Genomic DNA, 17,531 nt, shown 5'->3' on the forward strand with positions numbered 1-17,531 from the left:
CGCCAGGACCGGTGCCGCGAGCAGCCAGGCCACCCGTGGTCCGCGTTCGCCGTGCTCGTGGCCGCCGCTGTGCGGGTCGTCGCCTTCGTCGGGGCCTACGTGTTCGGTGGGACGGGTGGCGCGAGTGCGGGCGTAGTGCGCCAGGGTGACGGCGCCGAGCACGACCAAGATGGCGCCGGACGCGATCAGGGCGGGCCGGAAGTAGGGCTTGACGTAGTTGAGGTAGTCGCCGGTGAACAGCGAGATCCACAGCAGGGTGCCGCCGATCAGGATGATCAGCAGGCTCTGGGCGGGGCGTCTCACAGCAGGATCCCTCCGACCAGGAGGCTGACCGCGATCGCCAGGGTGAAGGTGAGCGGGACGAACCGGACCGCGAAGCCGCGGCCGAAGGTGCCCGTCTGGAGCGCGATCAGTTTCAGGTCGACCATCGGCCCCACGACCAGGAACGCCAGCTTGGCGGTGGGCGAGAAGGCGGTCATGGACGCGGCCACGAACGCGTCGGCCTCCGAGCAGATCGACAGCAGTACCGCCAGCGCGGCCAGGACCAGCACGGAGAGCAGCGGGATGCCCGCCACCGTGGTCGTCCACTCGCGCGGCACGACGGTGTTCATGGTGGCGGCGGCCAGACCGCCGACGACGAGGAACCCGCCCGCGTGCAGCAGGTCGTGCTGCATCGCTTCGGTGAAGGCCGCCCACCGTCCACCCTGGCCATGGCCGTGCCGGCCCGGGATCCGCAGCCAGTGCGCGCGGCCGAACCGCGCCCACGCCCATCCGGCCAGGATCGCCACCACGAGGGAGGCGGTGAACCGGCCCACGACCATCTCCGGTTGCCCGGGGAACGCGACAGCGGTGGAGACCAGCACGATCGGGTTGATGGCCGGTGAGGCCAGCAGGAACGCCAGCGCCGCGGCCGGGGTCACGCCGCGGGCCATCAGCCCGGCCGACACGGGCACCGACGCGCACTCGCACCCGGGCAACACCGCCCCGGCCGCCCCCGCCACCGGCACCGCCGCGGCCGGGTGCCGGGGCAGCGCCCGCGCCCAGAACCCGGCGGGCACGAACGCGGTGATGGCCGCCGACAGTGCCACGCCCAGGACCAGGAACGGGAGCGCCTGGACGCAGATCGCCACGAACACCGTCGTCCAGTTCTGCAACGCGGCCAGCCGCACCTGCGGCGCCAGCCACAGTTGCCCGGCGACCAGCACGGCGACCGTGGCGGCGAACGTCCACAGCGCGGGCGCGACGGCCCCCGGTTCACGCCGTCCCCACTCGGCGGGAGGCAGGTCGGACGGGCCGGAAGCGGGGTCGGCGTCCCAACCGACCATGGCAGGTCCACGCATAGGCGAGCATTCTGTCACCCCGCTGATACGCGACGACAACCGCTGGGGTTCATCAGCATGACGCGGTCGTGTCCGCCTGCGATCCGATCGAGCAGCTCGACGGTTCCCGCTCCGACTGTCGGGCTGAGACGGACGCTTGGACGCAACTCCTTGTAATCCCGGTTGCGTTTACGGGTCTCAGCCGACGGCCTCCTCGCCGTCGAGCCCGGTCGACCAGCCGGGCTGACTTGTCGGTCCTAGACCCGGAGTGCTGATGTGCCGCGTCGTGAAGTCTGCAATGTCCGACCGCTGCCCATGCCGGTGCCCTCGGCGGGACGGGTCTTAGGCTGGACGCCATGTATTCGACGCGGATTTCTCGTCACGTGAAGGCTGAGCGGTCGGTCGTCTACCGGGCCCTGCTCGACGCGGACGCGATCGCGAAGTGGCGGGTGCCGCCGAACATGACCAGCCACGTGCACGAGTTCGACGCCCGCGAGGGCGGGGCGTTCCGGATCTCGCTCACGTACGACGAGCCGACCGGCATCGGGAAATCGTCCGCGCGGACCGATACCTACCACGGCCATTTCGTGAAGCTCGTGCCGGACGAGCAGGTTGTCGAGGTGTCGCAGTTCGAGACCGACGACCCCGAACTGAGCGGTGAGATGACGATGACCACGACGCTCATCGATGCGGACGGTGGCACCGAGGTCCGCATCGTTCACGAGGGCATCCCCGACAGCGTCCCCGCCGCCGACAACGAGACCGGCACACGAATGGCCCTGGACAACCTCGCCAAACTCGTCGAGAGCAACCAGGTTCGTTAGGTCCTTCGACCGTCCCGCTCATAGCAGTTCGCCGTGTTCGAGGTAGCGGGTGGTGCCGTCGCGGTGGGCGGCGTGAGCGTGGACGAGGCGGCGAGCCAGCCGGGGGATGGTCAGGGCGTGAATCTGGGCGACGTCGTGGAACCCGTGGCCGCGCAGTTCGCGAGGATCGAGCCGGACGGCGCCTAGCTGTTCAGGAGTGAGCGTGCCGCCGTCGAACAAGAAGAGGATCTTGTCGCCCTCCGCCTTGTCGGGAGCCCAGTCCATGACCAGCAGCCGACCGATCTCGGCCCTAATGCCGAGTTCCTCGGCGACCTCACGTCCTGCGGCCTGATAGGGCGTCTCACCGTGCTCGACGTAACCGCCGGGGACGTCGAGGTAGTCCTTGTAGCAGGGGTCGACCAGCATGATGCGGCCGGTGCCATCGAAGAAGAGCACACCTGCCGCCGCACGGGCGCGGGTGAAGCCCGCCGCCGGATCCTCGGTCACAGGGTCGAGCCTAAAAATCGCGGGCTCAATCGGGGGTGGCTGATATGCGTATTAGTGTGTCGAGTTCCGTGCGGACGGAGATGAGCTCTTCAGCCAGGTCCGGGTCAACGGCGCGTAGCCGCTGGAAGTCCTCGCCGTCGTCAAGGGCGCGGGAGATGAGGATCGCCCTGCCGCCCTCCAGGAGTTCTATGGCACGAGCCGGATCGTCCGCCTCCAGGGCCCAGGCGGCGCCCTCTGTGGCCACCCCGCGTGCCCCTGTCAACCGCGCTTCCTGGTCGGAGCGGTCGAGCCCGTGCCAGGCGAGCAGTGGAAGGAGTTCGACGGCCTTGCCATAGGCGTTGAGCGCCTCGTAGTGCAAACCGGCAGAACCGGCCACCCAGCCTGCCATCGAAGCGGCCATGACCCGGTGTTCGAGGGATGCGTCCGGTGCGTCCGCCGCTGCGGTCAGGCAGGCGGCGGCGAGCCGGTAGCTTCCGGTTTTCCTGTGAGCGTAGGCGTGGGCGGTGTGAATCTGGCCCAGGTTCATCAATGGAAAGAAGCGTCGAGAGTCGGTTTCGGGGACCGCCGCGAGTGCGTCGTCAAGGATCTCCACTCCCCGCTGGTACGACTCAGGCGCGCCGCTTTCCTCGTAGTGAATTCTGTAGAGGGTCCCAACGGCGGTCCGGACGAGAATCTGCTCGACCGATCCATCAGGCGCCGCCTCCAGCGCCTTGTCGGCGACGCTGAGGGCTTCCTGGAGGTCGTCGGTTTCGCCGAACTCGCGGGCACGCGTGGTCAGCGCTTCCAGCAGGCCGAGAAGGGAAAGGACACGCCTCGGGTGGCCTTCTGGAGTTCTGGTGACGGCGGTACGGTAATGGTCGATGCCCTGATCCAGATCACGCCGTTCCGCCGTGCGTGTGAAGCGCTCGATCAAGGCGCTCGCGCTGTTGTGCTGGGACATTCGCACGGTGAAGTGGCCCGGCGGGCTCAAGGAAATGGCTTGTTCGCAGAGCCCGATCGCCTCGTCGAGGTCGGCGAGTGCGCCGTCCACCCGGTAGCGGTCTTGCAGGATGAGCGACAACCCGTTGAGCAGCACGGGGCGCCCAGCGTCGCTGGGAGGTGAAAGCGACACCGCCTCCCTGGCCAGAGCCACCGCCTCGTCGATCAGTGCGCGGTTCCCTGTGTGCGCGAATTTCAAACGCAGTGCCGCGCTGAGTTCGCCGTACGACTCGGCTGAAGAGCCCTCGGCCGTGCCGGACGAGGCGCGGAGGGCCGCGCGGCAATGGCCGATGGCGGCGTCGATGGCGGCGAGATCACCGGTCCGTTCGTAATCGAAACTGAGAACCCTGCCAAGGGCGGCGTGCTGGGACGGCAGTCCTTGTACCGACACAGCGGCCTCTCCCGCAGCGACTGCTCCTTCGAGGTCCTCACTTTTGCCCAGGGCCTGGAAACGGAGGGCAAGGGCCTCGCACAGCTCAGAAAGGATCATCCCCCGCTGCTCCGGTGAGAGCGATGTGGCATGCTCGGCCCCCCGAAGCGCCGCCATGACGGCCCGGTCGAGGTCTGCCGGGTCGCCGGCCGCGTTGAAACGGTTCTGTGCGGTCATCGAATAGCCGCGCCAGTTGAAGACCACCTCATCGGGGTCCTCCGCGTTTTCCGCCGCCTCCCTCCAGTGCGGCAGCGAGTCCGCCAAGAGCTCCACCTGCCCATTCCGGTCGTACAGTCTGCCGAGACAGGTTGCGATGTACGAGTTGAGCTCGGCGTATTTGGGATGGTCGGGCGGACATACGGCGAGCGCGTTCTGGTTGGCCGTCAGCGCCTGCTCCAGATCTCCAATCTCGGCTACGGCCTCGTGGCGCTGCAAAAGAGCCAACCCGGCGTTCATGAGTATCTCGACGTACGAGGGATGATGGTCGGCGAGCAGCGCGGCGCTGACAGAGGTCTCCACGGCCGCGTCGATGTCCTCGCGTGCCGAATTGCGCCTGAACCGCTCGCGGTAGGCCAGCCCCAGTTGTGTCGCGAATACGCACCAATCCCAATACAGCGGCGAGATCAGCTGCAGCAGCCCTGCTAGTTCCGATATGTGCGAATCGAGATCGGTGCTTCCGATATCGGCCTGCGAAAGCCGTATGGCCTCGACGACGGCGTCGGCCGGTCCGCTCGAGCGGAGCGGTTCCCAGCTACCGGCGAGCAGGGCGCGAATCGCCGCCGGGAGATCCTGGGGCGGAAAGGTTGCGGCTACCTGGTGCAACGAGAGCGCGTTGCGCAAGAACTGGGATTCGCTTTCACTCTGGCCGAGCTCGCCCCGGAGTTGGTAGAAGTCGCGGGCGAGAAAGACCGCATCGCTGCTGAATCCCTCCGGGGCGCCCTTCGCTGCTGCGACCTCCTGCAACAGCGCCGTGACCTCCGCCAAGGCCTTGTCGCCCTGCAGATGTCGTTGATCGCCGCTGCTGTTGAACCGCTCCAGCCTTGCGCTCACGGCTCGAAACGCCCTGTTCCGCCTCACGGGCACGCCTCCACCGGCGTGAACGCCTTGACCTGGCGCACGTCGAGGGTGACGGTGCTCTGCTTGGTCCGTACGACCAACCGGGTGGCGTCCACCTCGACGATCGTTCCGCAGAAGGCCGCCCCGATCGTGCTGACCCTGATCTTCGGGCCGTCTTTCGCTGGGCCGTACCAGGTGACGCCGACGGCCGTGGCGAGCAGGACCGCGCAGGCGAGGGCCAGGGCGATCCCTCGGCGCAGAGCCGACGCCGCGGCCAGTGCCTCCGCGTGAGCGGCGAGGAGCTCATGACGGATCTCCGCGACGCGGACGACGGAGGGCTCACCGTGGGCGGCACGAATCAGCAGGATCGCGCCGCAAAGTCCGGCGAGGACGGCCAGCGCCAGCAGAGCCCCGGCACTGACCGCCCACGGGGTGGCCAACTCGCCGACGTTCGACCGGCCCCGGATGAGACTGAATCCCGTCAGGGCGACCAGCAGGGCGCCGAGACCGTTGCGCCAGGACACGGCGGCCGTACGTACCCTTTCCAGCTCGGTCCGCAGGACGCGGTCCCTGAACTGTGCGGCTCGCAGGTCGGCGGGCGAAGCGGTCGGTCCCGGCAGGGGCCGTCTCATGCGTCGGCCTCGGGAATGACGAACGTCCAGTACGCCCCGCAGCCGGTACGATCCACGGGCCGTCCCGGGTGGTCGTGGGCGCAGGAACAGACGATCGGCTCGATCCGGTTGCCCGCCGGTTGGGTGGCGCCCGAGTCGAGGATCTGCCCGCTTTTGAAGACCACATCCACGACTGCCACCTCCATGGGTTCGCCGCAGCGGGGACAGGTGCCGCGCAGCAGGAGGCCGGACTCGTGTTCGTCGATGACGAAGTCGGACGCCGCCCGCGTGGCGAAGTCCGGTTGGGTGACCTCACGGTAATCGATCAACTACGCCCCCGTGTGGGTGAAGGGAATCCAGCGGGTAGGACAGTCCGGGCTTTGGGCGCGTAGCTTGCGCAAGGTTGCGTTCAACGCGTGCGCCGCGCCCCGCGTCGTGAACCCGTCCACCGAGACGAGTCGTCCGTAGACACCTTCGGCCACTTGACGCGCCGATCGGTCGTACACCGACCACAAGGTGGCGATGACCTGTGCATGGCCGGTGTGGTTGAGGGTCGAGGCGAGGGTGACCACCTCGTCCTCCAGTTCGAGGCCGCCGGTTGCGGACTTGCAAGCGGACAAGAAGGCGAAGTCGCCGTCGAACCGGTGCGCGGAAAGATCGGCGATGCGAAGCGTGCCGTCGGACAGGAGCAGACCGCCCTCAGCGGGCCGCGCGAGGTCCTGGTGGCCGTGGCCGCTGAAGTGCACGCGCGCATGGGTCGCCAGGTGCTCCCGCACATTCTTCCGTGTGGCGGTTTCGCCCCTCAGCACAGTGCATCGTCCGGCGAACAATGTCTCCAGCGCGGCGACCTCTGCGGCGGTGTGCGGTAGCGGAGGCTGGCCCTCGACGTTGCCGGCTTCGACGATGAGCAGAGCGTCGGTTTCCCGCTGCGGGCGGCGCCGCCGAGACTGGCGCAACGCTCTGATCGTCGGAGTGTAGGAGGACACGACCCGGTCAAGGACGCTCCGGCCATCGTCGTGGTGGCCGGCGGCGTGCAGTGGCAGGAAGGTCAGCGGGCCGGTCGGACACCACCACACCCGCGGCGGTTCGGCTACGGCGGCGTTGAAGCCGAGTGCGGTCAACACGGGCTCGGCCAGGCAGTCCCACAACCAGCGAAGCGTGGCGTCGACCTTCTGTTCGGTCTCCGTGCCCACCGTGAGCAGTTCCGCCTTGGCGGCTTGGTAGCCGTGGAAGGCCGCGGGTGAACGGTCCCCGCTCTCGAACCGCATCCGCGCGGCGAAGTACCTGGTGGTGGCATCCTGCTGCATCTGGATCGCGGTGAGATATTCGTTCGTCCAATGCATCAGACCGTCGTGGAGATCCGATAACCGGATCGGGATCACTCCGTCGGCGGTCACGATCAGCGCGTCGGTCCGCGTCCGTGCGGCATTGATCACCACGATCGGCCCGTCCGCGGCTACCGGCAGAATGGACGCCAGGGACGGAGCACGCAGAAAGTCACCAAAGCCGTCGCGCGCACGGGCCTGCTGGAGCAATCCATCCCAGCGTCGTGACAGTTCGCGCCTGTGCTCATCGGAGGTAGCCGCCCGGTCCACAGGACAATGATTTCCGAGAAGCCGCCACGATGTCGACAGATTCCCAAAACCAGCCGCAGGCGCCAGCAACGCGCGTCAAGGCGGATCGGCCCGCGCTGAACGGGATCATGGTGCTTGTGGTCACCAGAGGGGTTGGGGCTGGACGGGTCTCGGTTCCTGGCCAGATGCCCTCAGGCGCGGATAAGCCGCCATTCGCTGGCGCGCAGGCCCGACAACGCAGCGAGCTCGACGCATTGCCCGGACGTGCCCTCAGCGGAACGACTCGACTTCCGCCATGTGGTGTTGGTTGCGGGCATATTGATGGGCCGTTCTGTGCGTTCGGCCGGAGGGTGTGTGGCCCGGCCCGAGGTAAAGGGCCGGGCCATGGGCCTACTGCTTGAGGTTGTTGAGGATGGTGTGGAAGGTGTGGGGGGTCAGCATGAGTTTGGGGCCTTTGGAGTCGCGGACGGCCACGGCTTCAGGGAACCGTGCCACTTCCACGCACGCGTCACCCTGGTCACTGCTCTGCCGTGCCTTCCGCCATTTGGTCACGTCCACCGGTCAACTGCCTTCCGCAGCAGCTCGCGGAAGGCGTTCGGTGTGAGTTCGAGGTGTCCGGCGTCGGGGTCCTTGCTATCGCGGACGCCGACCGCGCCCGGCAACGCCGCGACCTCGACGCATTGTCCGGATGTGCCCTCAGCGGAACGGCTGGACTTGCGCCAAACCGGAGTGCTCACTTCAACGCCTCCATCGCTTGCTTGATTAGCTCCGCCGTGGAGTCTACGGGCGCGGCCTTTGCCGCGATACGGTCGAAGCGCATGCGCAAGGCACGTGCGCCGTCCGCGTCCATGACGAGGCGTCCGCCAGTGGGAGCCTCGATGAAGCCGATTTCACCCTCTCGAACGGTGATGACTTTAAAGGAGCCGTCCAGCGCCTCAGAGGCCCCTGAGGTCCGAGGCACGATGCGCATGATGATGTTGGGCTGTTCAGCCAGTTCTCGCAGATGGGTCAGCTGGGCGAGCATGGTTTCCACGCCACCGACCGGCCACGTGAGGATGTTCTCCGTCAGCAGGACCCACAGCTCAGGCGGGTCGGGCCGTGTGAGGAGTTTCTGGCGTGCCAGGCGCTTTGCGAGATCACCCTCCACATCCTTGTTTCGCCCGGCCAGCAGGAGAGCGTGGGCGTATTCCGGGGTCTGCAGAAGAACGGGGATGAGCTGGCCGCTGAACATGTGGATGAGGGATGCGCGGGCCTCGAACTCGGTGTAGCTCGACAACCACTGGGGGCTTGGAGCGAGTCGGGCGTACCACAGGGCGAAGGTGAAAAATCCGCCCGTCCTCCACACTTTGTCCAGCTTGGCGGCCTGCTTGTCGGTGAGCTGGGCCTCGCCACTCTCCAGTCTGGAAATCGTGGACCGCGAGCAGTTGAGGATCTTGGCCACGGCATCGCCGGTAAGGCTGCGTTCTATGCGTTGAAAACGCAGCTGGTAGGCCATCCAGGCCCACATGCTCGACTGTGGATCGGGGGGTTGATTCGTCATGGCACGCGACCCTTCAAGATCATTAATTTTCCAGAAGTTGCGCGGTCTGGCGACAACTCTATGTGAGCGAGCGCACTGTGTCACCAAGACGGGACGATCTGTGAGGTGATCAGGTGAGCGAGCCGGAGACGATTGTGATCAAGGCGGATGTGCGGGAGGTGCGGGAGGCTCGGGACTTCGTGGGGCTTGTCTTCGGGGCGTGGGGGCTGACGGACTACGTCGCGCGGACGGTGGTCAGCGAGCTCGCGACGAACGCCGTCGTCCACGGGTCGGAGGACGGGGACACGGTCATCGTTCGGGCCTACCGGAAGGACGACGGAATCCCGGTCGTGGAGGCGTGGGACCGGTCCGATGACCTGCCCGTCATCAAGGCCGTGAACTACGGCATCGAGAGCGGACGGGGGCTGTTGCTCCTGCAAGGGCTCGTCCGGCGGTGGGGGACTCGGCCGCTGAACGAGGGCGGAAAAGTCGTCTGGGCCGAAATCGAGCCTGTTCGCGCGTGAGCGACGGGATTCTGCTGCTGTTCCTTCGGGAAATCTTCCCCGAATGGTCGATCACGCGGGGTGCGGACGGTGTGTGGCGGGCCAGTGGGCGTGTGTGGGTGTGGGCCTCGTCTGTTGAAGGGGTGCTGGACGCGCTCGCGATGGCCGAGCCCGACGCGGGCGCGCGGGTGAGGAGCTTCTTCGCGGACGCGTAGGGAAGCGGCCTCCGCTGGCCTGGGGTCTGTTTTGCCCCTGCTTGACCGGGTAATAGCGGCGCCGTGCCTGGAAGGGCACCAGCGAACGCGACCGGCGAGGGGACATGGGCTTTCGGACTGGACTGGCCGTCGGGGCCGGCGGAGCGGTTGCCGTGCTTTCGGCGCGGCGCCTGGGACGCCGGGCCCTGGGCGGGCTCGTCCAGCGGATTGAGCGGCGTCTGGAGCGCGCCGTTCGGCGGCTCACGGTCGCGGCTGAGCGAGGTGGGCCGCTCGTCAAGGGCGCCCTGGCCGGGGTCAAGGCGCTGCACGAGGGCAAGTCCCCGTTCCGCGCGCTGCTGGCCTTCGGCTGGACGGCCCTGAAGGAGGCCCTCCGGCGGAGGGGGAAGCCGACCAACATCGTTGAACAGATCGACGTGGGCGCCCCGCGCCGCCTCGTCTACGACCAGTGGACGCGGTTCGAGGACTTCCCGTCCTTCATGAAGAAGGTCGTCAGCGTCGATCAGGCCGAGGACGAGAAGCTGCACTGGAAGGCCAAGGTCTTCTGGTCCAGCCGGACGTGGGAGTCCACGATCGTCGAGCAGGTCCCGGACGAGCACATCGTGTGGCGGTCCAAGGGCCCCAAGGGGCACGCGGACGGGACGGTCAGCTTCCACGAACTGGCGCCGAACCTGACGCGCGTCCTGCTCGTCCTCGAATACCGCCCCGCCGGTCTCTTCGAGCGGACCGGCAACCTCTGGCGCGCCCAGGGGCGCCGTGCCCGCCTCGAACTCAAACATTTCCGCCGTCACGTGATGACGCAGGCGCTGGCCCGTCCCGACGAGGTCGAGGGCTGGCGCGGCGAGATCCGCGACGGCGAGACCGTCACAACCCCGGAGTGAGGGAGCGAATCATGAAACGCGGAAACCGGATGGGCCGGGTGCCCGTCGGAAACATCGCCAAACGGCTGCCCGGCCGCCGCAGCAGGCGGCTGCCCGGCCTGAACGGCGTCACGAAGAACCTTCCCGGCAAGCGGACCGCGGGAACGGCCGGAGGCCTCCTGCTCGGCGCGGGTGCGGCCGTCGCCGCGAACCGCGCGATCAGCGGGCGCCGCAACGGGCAGGACGCGACGTCCGATACGTCGGACGAGCGCGAGCACGAGAAGGAGAACTCCGGACCTGGTGTGTTCGGACGGCTCAAGGACACGGCCACCGGCGTCCTCCCCGGGGGTGGGCAGGGTTCCGGGGAGGACGCCGCCGACAAGGACGCCAAGGGCGGCGGCAAAGGCGGCAAGGGCGGCGGCAACGGGAAGAAGGTGAAGGTCACCAATATCGTCGAGCACATCGACATCGGTGCGCCGCGCCGCCTCGTCTACGACCAGTGGACGCAGTTCCAGGACTACCCGTCCTTCATGAAGAAGGTCGTCAGCGTCGACCAGACCGAGGACGGCAAGCTGCACTGGAAGGCCAAGGTCTTCTGGTCGAGCCGGACGTGGGAGTCGACCATCGTCGAGCAGGTCCCGGACGAGCACATCGTGTGGCGGTCCAAGGGCTCCAAGGGGCACGTGGACGGGACGGTCAGCTTCCACAAGCTGTCGCCGAACCTGACCCGCGTCCTGCTCGTCCTCGAATACCACCCGCAGGGCCTCTTCGAGCGCACCGCGAACATGTGGCGCGCGCAGGGCCGCCGCGTCCGGCTGGAGCTGAAGCACTTCCGCCGCTACGTGATGACCCAGTCGCTCACGCATCCCGACAAGGTCGAGGGCTGGCGCGGCGAGATCCACGACAGCGAGGTCGTCCGGACGCACGAGGAGGCGCTGGACGAGGAGGAGCGCGACCGCAAGGAGCGCGAGAAGGAGTACGAAGAGGCCCGCTGACCCTCCAGCAGGCCCGCTGACCCTCCAGCGCGCCCGCGCCGCCCGCGCGCTCGGCGGGCTCCACTGACGTCCGCCCCGGACCATCCCCCCGGGGCGGACGCCCGGTGTCGCATCCCTGCTTCTCTGGTTGGCTGGGTGAGAGTTTCCTGGCGGGGGAGTTGAGGGACAGTGGCCGAGGCGATGGATGGCCCGCGGGTGGAGAACTACGCGATCCAGGGCGTCACGCCCGGCGGGCTGGAGCGCACCATGGACCTGGGCGTCCGCGACGGCTCGCTGCGGAACCTCAACCCGGCCACGATCGCCGTGAGCGCGACCGCCGCCGACCGGCTCGGCGTCCGGCCCGGCGACCGGCTGCGCCTCACGCTCGGCGACGGCACGCCCATCTCGCCCACGGTGATCGCCGTGTACGAGCGCGGTCTCGGATTCGGCGACCTCACCGTGTCCCACGACCTGCTCGCCGCCCACGTGGACGACCCGCGCGGCGTCGTCCTGATCGCCGGGACGCCGCCCGCGGGCCTGCCCACCACGGACGCGGCGTCCCTCGCCGAGACCACGGCGGCCACGAACGCGGAGGTCAACCAGGTCGCCATGGCGCTGATCATCGCGTTCACCGCGATCGCCGTGGTGAACACCCTCGCGATGTCCACCTCCGACCGGGCCCGCGAGTTCGCGCTGCTGCGCCTCGTCGGGACCACCCGCCGCCAGGTCCTGCGGATGCTCGGCTGGGAGACCCCCGCGATCGTCGCCGTCGCGGCCGTCCTCGGCACGGCGATCGCCCTGGCCACGCTCACCGCGTTCAGCGCCGGGATGACGGGCGGGGCGCCGCACGTCCCGCCGCTCGGGCACCTGGGCGTCCTCGCCTGGGGCGCTCTCCTCGCCGCGGTCGCGACCGTCCTGCCCGCGCGGCTGGCCATGGCCGCCCGCCCCGCCGACACGATCAACACCCGCGAATAGCCCGCCATCGCGGTCGGCGAATTCTCGATTATCCATTTTGGATGATTATGTTCCGATTTGGAGGTGCGCATGGCCGGTGGCGCGAGGAAGATCGTCGAGTGGTGAAATGTCCGATCTGTACGGGGTGCTTCGTCGAGGGGTGAACACTGAATCGGGCGGGTCAGGGGATCGTGGCTCGGCCGTAAGAGATCGATATGTCGCGAGAGCGCGGCGCGGGCCCGGCCGGAGGCTCCGGAACCTCTCGGGTTTCACCCCTGGTCACCGGCGTCACGCCAACCTCGGAAGCATGCCCACTCTGCGTATTCGTTAATGTCCCCAATGAGGATGCGGACAGGCCCGAATTTCGAGTTTCTGGCCGCCCCGGGAGCGGCGGGACTAGGTTTGCGTTAACGCGCGCGCCAGCGCCCATGCGAGCGGCGCGGCCGCCCCCCGAAAGGAGCGTCAGGGCGATGACCGATGGCACCCCCGGCCCGGATCACGGGCCCGAGACGAAGATCAACACTGACGTTCCGCAGTCCGCCCGGATCTGGAACTACTGGCTCGGCGGCACCGACAACTACGAGGTCGACCGCATCGCCGGTGACCAGTACGTCTCGCTGTACCCGGGCATCGCGCCGCTCGCCCGCGCCGGGCGCTACTTCATGGACCGCGCGATCAGGTTCCTGATCCTGGAGCGCGGCATCCGCCAGTTCATGGACTGCGGGACGGGCCTGCCCACCGTCGACAACACCCACGAGATGGCCCAGCGCGCCGCCCCCGAGGCGAGGGTCGTCTACGTCGACAACGACCCGCTCGTCCTCGCGCACGCGCGCGCGCTCATGACCGGCACGGACGAGGGCCGCACCGCCTACATCGACTGCAACCTCGACGACCCCAAGACGATCCTCGACCGGGCGGCCGAGACCCTCGACCTCGCGCAGCCGGTCGGGCTCATGATCATCAACGTGCTGGGGCACATCATCGAGCCCGCCGAGGCGCGGGGCGTCGTGCGCGGGCTGCTGGACGGGCTGCCGTCCGGCAGCTACCTCATCCTCGCCGACTGCACCGACGAGAACGAGGACTTCAACGCCGCGCAGCGCGTGTACGACGACGCCGGCGCCGTCCCGTACCGGCTCCGCAGCCGCGAGTTCATCTCCGGCTACTTCGAGGGGCTGGAGGTCGAGGAGCCCGGACTCGTGGAGGTCAACGCGTGGCGCCCGGAGGTGGGCGTCGAGGTCGAGCCGCTCCCGACGCTCTGCGGGGTGGGCCGCAAACCCTGACGCGGAGCCAGCCGGCACGGAAAGATCGTCGGTCTGCGGAGCCCCGGGACGGAGATCTTGCACAGCGCGTCGCGGTCCGTTTCGGTCCCGGCGCGTTCTGTGAAGGTATAGTCGTTACGGCCGCTCTCGCCGTCCCCCTTGATTGGAGTCCCCTTGGCCTCCGTCACGATCACCGGCAGAACACCGTCCACCGCCGCTCACGGGGATCCCCTCGTCCCCCGGCTGCTGCTGGCGCGCCGGCTCCGCGCGCTCCGCGAGTCCGCCGGCATCGCCCGGACCGACGCCGCGAAGGTGATCGGCAGATCCGACTCCAAGATCACGCGGCTGGAGCTGGGCCGCTCCGGCTGCGCGCCCGACGACGTCGCCGCGCTCCTCACCCTCTACGGCGCGGACGGCGACGAGCGCACGACCCTGCTGGCGCTCGCCGAGCAGACCACGGCCCACCCCTGGTGGCACGCCGACGCCGACATCGTCCCGGGATGGGTGCGGCCCTACCTCACCGCCGAGCAGGCGGCCAAGCTGGTCCGGACGTTCGAGCCGCAGTACGTCCCCGGCCTGCTCCAGGACGAGGAGTACGCCCGCGCGCTGATCCGCCGGAGACACCCGGAGCGGGAGGCCGAGCGGCGGGTCGAGTTCCGGATGCGGCGGCAGCGCGTGCTGCGCCGCCGTCCCCGGCCGCTCAACCTGTGGGTCGTGCTGGACGAGCGGGCGCTGTGGCGGCCCATCGGCGGCCCGGCCACGATGGCCGCGCAGGTCCGGCACATCATCGAGCTGTGCAAGCGGCCGAACGTCACCGTCCAGATCGCCCCGGCCGGGATCTGCGGGCGCGTCGAGGGCGACGGGCCGCTCACCCTCGTCCGGTTCCCGCAGCAGGGCCTTCAGGACATGGTCTACCTGGAGCGGACCGACAACGCGCACTACCCCGTCCGCCGGGCGGAGATCGAGCGGCACTGGCACGTGTTCAACACGCTGGTGACCGAGGCCAACCGGCCCGAGCAGACGCCCCGGATCCTGGCCGACATCCTCGCCGGGATCCTCGCCACTTACTGACCCGTTTCCGCCGGTCATCGCCCTATTCGGGCTCCTCGCCCGCGGTCTGTCGGCACCCCATTCGGCCGCTGTCGCGCCGGCCTGTGATCGCGGCCCGGGAATGCGTCATGGCAAACGGTGCTCGCGGGTCTCGTGGATCACATATTCCCGTCTGACCACTTCCGGTCTATATTCAGATATGAGGGATATTCGGGAGGGTTTGCGCGGCGACCAGGGGACGTAAGCCGCAGGACCCTTCGTTGCCCGTGTTTACCGGGCGGGCACCCGGTTATCGGGCATGTTCGGACGCCACGCACCACCGCCGCCCTCGAAGGAACGCCATGTCCATCAGCGAGCGTTTGTGGAACGAGACAGCGGAACGCCGCTCTCGCGATGAACTGCAGGCGGGGGAGAACTTTCCGGTCGCCAGCCGGCTCCTTCCGGCCCGCCATCGCGCGCACCTGCTGAACGTGTACGGCTATGCCCGGCTCGTGGACGACATCGGGGACGAGGCGCCCCCCGGCGAGCGGGCGGCACTCCTCGACGCGGTCGAGCGCGACCTCGACCGCGTCTACGCGGGCACGCGCCCGGAGCTCCCGGCGATGCGCAACCTGGCCCGCACGATCACCGGCTGCGGGATCCCGGCCGACCCGTTCCGCCGCCTCCTCCAGGCCAACCGGCGCGACCAGGAGGTCTCCCGGTACACGACCTTCGACGACCTGCTCGACTACTGCACCCTGTCCGCCGACCCGGTCGGGCACATCGTCCTGCACGTGTTCGGCGCCGCCACCCCGGACCGGCTCCGCCTGTCCGACCGGGTGTGCACGGCGCTGCAGATCATCGAGCACTGCCAGGACGTCGGCGAGGACCACCGCAACGGGCGGATCTATCTACCGCAGGACGACCTCCGCCGCTTCGGCTGCGCGGAGAGCGACCTCGACGCCTCCATCACGCCGACCCGGCTGCGCGGCGTCGTCGCGCTCCAGGCGCGGCGGGCACGGGAACTACTGGACGAAGGAGCGGACCTCACCGTCCGGCTCCGCGGATTCGCCCGCGTCGCCGTCGCCGGCTACGTGGCGGGCGGGGGCGCGGCGCTGGCGGCATTGGACAAGAACGCATACGACGTGCTGGGCGGCCCGTCACGACCGAGAAAGCCGCGGCTCCTCCTCGAGTGGTCGCGGAATCTGGGAAGGAGATGAGGAGATGGACGAAGCCAGCGCGTACCGGCACTGCGAGAACGTGGTGCGCTCGCAGGCGCGCAACTTCTCGTACGGGATCCGCCTGCTGCCCCCGCCGAAGCGGCGCGCGCTGAGCGCCGTCTACGCCTTCGCCCGCCGGATCGACGACATCGGCGACGACCACGCCGCGCCCGCCGCGACCCGGCTCGAGAAGCTCGCGCGGCAGCGCGCGCGGCTCGCCGACCCGGGCGGCGACCCGTCCGATCCCGTGCTGGTGGCGCTGGCGGACGCGGCGCGCCGCCACCCCATCCCGCTGGAGGCGTTCGGCGAGCTCATCGACGGCTGCGAGGCCGACGTCCGCGGCGAGACCTACGACACCTTCGACGACCTGCTCTGGTACTGCCGGTGCGTCGCGGGCGCGGTCGGGCGGCTGTCGCTCGGCGTGTTCGGGACGTCCGACCCCGGCACGGCGGGCCCGCGCGCCGACGCGCTCGGCGTCGCGCTCCAGCTCACGAACATCCTGCGGGACGTCCGCGAGGACGGCCTCAGCGGACGCGTGTACCTCCCCGCCAAGGACCTCGCCAAGTTCGGCTGCACGCTGCACCTGGACGAGTCGGGGCACTTCACCGACCCGCCGGACCATCTCGTCTCGCTGATCCGGTTCGAGGCGTCGCGGGCGTCCGAGTGGTACGGCACCGGGCTCAAGCTCCTGCCGATGCTGGACCGCCGCAGCGCCGCCTGCGCCGGGGCGATGGCGGGCATCTACCGGCAGCTCCTGAAACGCATCAGATCCGATCCGCTCGCCGCGCTGCGGACGCGCACGTCGCTGCCCGCCTGGGAGAAGGCGGCGGTGTCCGCCAGGGCGATGGCGGGGATCCACCGATGACCGCCGCACCGGGGGACGGGCACGTCGCGATCGTCGGCGGCGGCCTCGCGGGGATCACGGCCGCGCTGGCACTGCAGGAGACCGGGCTGCGCGCGACGGTCTACGAGGCGCGGCCCCGGCTCGGCGGCGCCACGCACTCCTTCGAGCGCGACGGGCTCACCGTCGACAACGGGCAGCACATCTTCCTGAAATGCTGCACCGCCTACCAGGGGCTGCTGGAGCGGCTCGGCGCGGCGGACAGGGTCCGCGTCCAGGACCGATTCGACGTTCGCGTCCTGACTCCGGACGGTCCGGGCGGGCGGCTCCGCCGTGTGAAGGCGCCGGGGCCGCTGCACCTGATGCCCGCGCTCGCCCGGTACGCGCTGCTCTCGCCGGGCGACCGGCTGCGCGCGGCCCGCGCGTCGCTGGCGCTCGACCGGCTCGACCCGGCCGACCCCGCGCTCGACGGGTCGAGCATGGGCGGCTGGCTCGCCGCGCACGGCCAGCGCGAACGGGCCCGGCACGCGCTGTGGGAGCTGTTCGTCACGGCCGCCCTGAACATGAGGCTGGACGACGCCGCGCTCGGCCCCGCCGCGTTCGTGTGCCAGACCGCGCTGCTCGGCCGGCCGGACGCCGCCGACATCGGCGTCCCGTCCGTGCCGCTCGGGGAGCTGCACGGCACGATCGCCGCGGCGCGGATCGAGGAGGGCGGGGGACGCGTCCGCCTCGGCGCGAAGGTCACGGCCATCGAGGACGGGCCGAAACTCGTCGTGAACGGCGAGCCGGTGAGCGCGGACGCCGTCGTGGTGGCGGTGCCGCACCGGGTGGCGTCCTCGCTCGTCCCGGCGGACGCGTGCCCGGATCGGGACGGGTGGGCGG

The 17,531-nt window shown here is 69.4% G+C and carries 20 protein-coding genes and 1 pseudogene; 11 read left to right on the forward strand and 10 right to left on the reverse strand.

From position 1 onward, the window contains the following. Both E1264_RS26020 and E1264_RS26025 read right to left on the reverse strand, forming a co-directional pair. Nucleotides 1-303: pseudogene (locus E1264_RS26020) on the reverse strand (TIGR03943 family protein); the annotation flags it as partial. Then, nucleotides 300-1,325 carry a permease gene (locus E1264_RS26025; protein WP_243711173.1) on the reverse strand — a complete coding sequence of 342 codons (1,026 nt, stop codon included), beginning with the start codon at nucleotides 1,323-1,325 and terminating at the stop codon, nucleotides 300-302. The gene E1264_RS26025 and the pseudogene E1264_RS26020, both read right to left, overlap by 4 nt. Nucleotides 1,326-1,702: 377 nt before the next feature. On the opposite strand from E1264_RS26025, the gene E1264_RS26030 reads away from it, so the two are divergent. Continuing rightward, complete coding sequence (locus tag E1264_RS26030; RefSeq protein ID WP_207936212.1) at nucleotides 1,703-2,143, forward strand: SRPBCC family protein; 441 nt, start codon at nucleotides 1,703-1,705, stop codon at nucleotides 2,141-2,143. Nucleotides 2,144-2,161: 18 nt separating this feature from the next. On the opposite strand, the gene E1264_RS26035 is transcribed toward E1264_RS26030, so the two are convergent. From E1264_RS26035 to E1264_RS26075, 8 genes are all read right to left on the reverse strand, one after another. Continuing rightward, nucleotides 2,162-2,629, reverse strand: coding sequence for an NUDIX hydrolase (locus tag E1264_RS26035; RefSeq protein WP_279491433.1), 468 nt, complete (start codon nucleotides 2,627-2,629; stop codon nucleotides 2,162-2,164). A 25-nt stretch (nucleotides 2,630-2,654) separates the two neighbouring features. Then, nucleotides 2,655-5,087, reverse strand: a complete 2,433-nt coding sequence (locus E1264_RS26040) for a tetratricopeptide repeat protein (RefSeq protein WP_132177978.1) — start codon at nucleotides 5,085-5,087, stop codon at nucleotides 2,655-2,657. A 23-nt stretch (nucleotides 5,088-5,110) separates the two neighbouring features. Then, a complete protein-coding gene (locus E1264_RS26045; protein WP_132177980.1) occupies nucleotides 5,111-5,725 on the reverse strand; it encodes a hypothetical protein in 615 nt (204 codons plus the stop codon). Continuing rightward, on the reverse strand, nucleotides 5,722-6,033 hold the full coding sequence (locus E1264_RS26050; RefSeq protein WP_132177982.1) for a hypothetical protein: 312 nt from the start codon (nucleotides 6,031-6,033) through the stop codon (nucleotides 5,722-5,724). The genes E1264_RS26045 and E1264_RS26050 overlap by 4 nt, the downstream gene beginning before the upstream one ends. Continuing rightward, nucleotides 6,034-7,299 (reverse strand): CHAT domain-containing protein, encoded by a 1,266-nt coding sequence (locus E1264_RS26055; protein ID WP_132177984.1) that lies wholly within the window; start codon nucleotides 7,297-7,299, stop codon nucleotides 6,034-6,036. A gap of 369 nt (nucleotides 7,300-7,668) precedes the next feature. Then, nucleotides 7,669-7,836 (reverse strand): DUF397 domain-containing protein, encoded by a 168-nt coding sequence (locus E1264_RS26065; RefSeq protein ID WP_132177988.1) that lies wholly within the window; start codon nucleotides 7,834-7,836, stop codon nucleotides 7,669-7,671. After that, nucleotides 7,827-8,015, reverse strand: coding sequence for a DUF397 domain-containing protein (locus E1264_RS26070; RefSeq protein WP_132177990.1), 189 nt, complete (start codon nucleotides 8,013-8,015; stop codon nucleotides 7,827-7,829). Before E1264_RS26070 ends, E1264_RS26065 begins: the two co-directional genes overlap by 10 nt. Next, nucleotides 8,012-8,773: a helix-turn-helix transcriptional regulator gene (locus E1264_RS26075; RefSeq protein WP_165964388.1), complete on the reverse strand. Its 762-nt coding sequence runs from the start codon at nucleotides 8,771-8,773 to the stop codon at nucleotides 8,012-8,014. Before E1264_RS26075 ends, E1264_RS26070 begins: the two co-directional genes overlap by 4 nt. A 158-nt stretch (nucleotides 8,774-8,931) precedes the next feature. Between E1264_RS26075 and E1264_RS26080 the strand changes: the two genes are divergently transcribed. The 10 genes from E1264_RS26080 to E1264_RS26125 form a co-directional block, all read left to right on the forward strand. Further along, entirely contained in the window at nucleotides 8,932-9,321 is a 390-nt protein-coding gene (locus E1264_RS26080) for an ATP-binding protein (RefSeq protein ID WP_132177994.1), read from the forward strand. Further along, the gene (locus tag E1264_RS26085) at nucleotides 9,318-9,515 is read left to right on the forward strand and encodes a hypothetical protein (RefSeq protein ID WP_132177996.1); all 198 of its coding nucleotides are present in this window, start codon (nucleotides 9,318-9,320) and stop codon (nucleotides 9,513-9,515) included. The genes E1264_RS26080 and E1264_RS26085 overlap by 4 nt, the downstream gene beginning before the upstream one ends. 152 nt (nucleotides 9,516-9,667) lie before the next feature. Beyond that, complete coding sequence (locus E1264_RS26090; RefSeq protein ID WP_243711174.1) at nucleotides 9,668-10,393, forward strand: SRPBCC family protein; 726 nt, start codon at nucleotides 9,668-9,670, stop codon at nucleotides 10,391-10,393. Between the two features lie 11 nt (nucleotides 10,394-10,404). Next, a complete protein-coding gene (locus E1264_RS26095) occupies nucleotides 10,405-11,367 on the forward strand; it encodes an SRPBCC family protein (RefSeq protein WP_243711175.1) in 963 nt (320 codons plus the stop codon). A gap of 168 nt (nucleotides 11,368-11,535) precedes the next feature. Next, nucleotides 11,536-12,321, forward strand: coding sequence for an FtsX-like permease family protein (locus E1264_RS26100; RefSeq protein ID WP_243711176.1), 786 nt, complete (start codon nucleotides 11,536-11,538; stop codon nucleotides 12,319-12,321). A gap of 449 nt (nucleotides 12,322-12,770) precedes the next feature. Beyond that, the gene (locus tag E1264_RS26105; RefSeq protein ID WP_132178000.1) at nucleotides 12,771-13,580 is read left to right on the forward strand and encodes an SAM-dependent methyltransferase; all 810 of its coding nucleotides are present in this window, start codon (nucleotides 12,771-12,773) and stop codon (nucleotides 13,578-13,580) included. Nucleotides 13,581-13,733: 153 nt separating this feature from the next. After that, on the forward strand, nucleotides 13,734-14,630 hold the full coding sequence (locus E1264_RS26110) for a helix-turn-helix transcriptional regulator (RefSeq protein WP_207936215.1): 897 nt from the start codon (nucleotides 13,734-13,736) through the stop codon (nucleotides 14,628-14,630). A gap of 320 nt (nucleotides 14,631-14,950) precedes the next feature. After that, on the forward strand, nucleotides 14,951-15,808 hold the full coding sequence (hpnC, locus tag E1264_RS26115; RefSeq protein WP_132178002.1) for a squalene synthase HpnC: 858 nt from the start codon (nucleotides 14,951-14,953) through the stop codon (nucleotides 15,806-15,808). Nucleotides 15,809-15,812: 4 nt separating this feature from the next. Then, nucleotides 15,813-16,673 (forward strand): presqualene diphosphate synthase HpnD, encoded by an 861-nt coding sequence (hpnD, locus tag E1264_RS26120; RefSeq protein WP_132178004.1) that lies wholly within the window; start codon nucleotides 15,813-15,815, stop codon nucleotides 16,671-16,673. Further along, nucleotides 16,670-17,531: FAD-dependent oxidoreductase (locus E1264_RS26125; RefSeq protein WP_132178006.1), on the forward strand; the 862-nt coding region annotated here is incomplete at its 3' end. The genes hpnD and E1264_RS26125, both read left to right, overlap by 4 nt.

It is taken from the genome of Actinomadura sp. KC216, assembly GCF_004348535.1.
Taxonomy (GTDB): Bacteria; Actinomycetota; Actinomycetes; order Streptosporangiales; family Streptosporangiaceae; genus Spirillospora.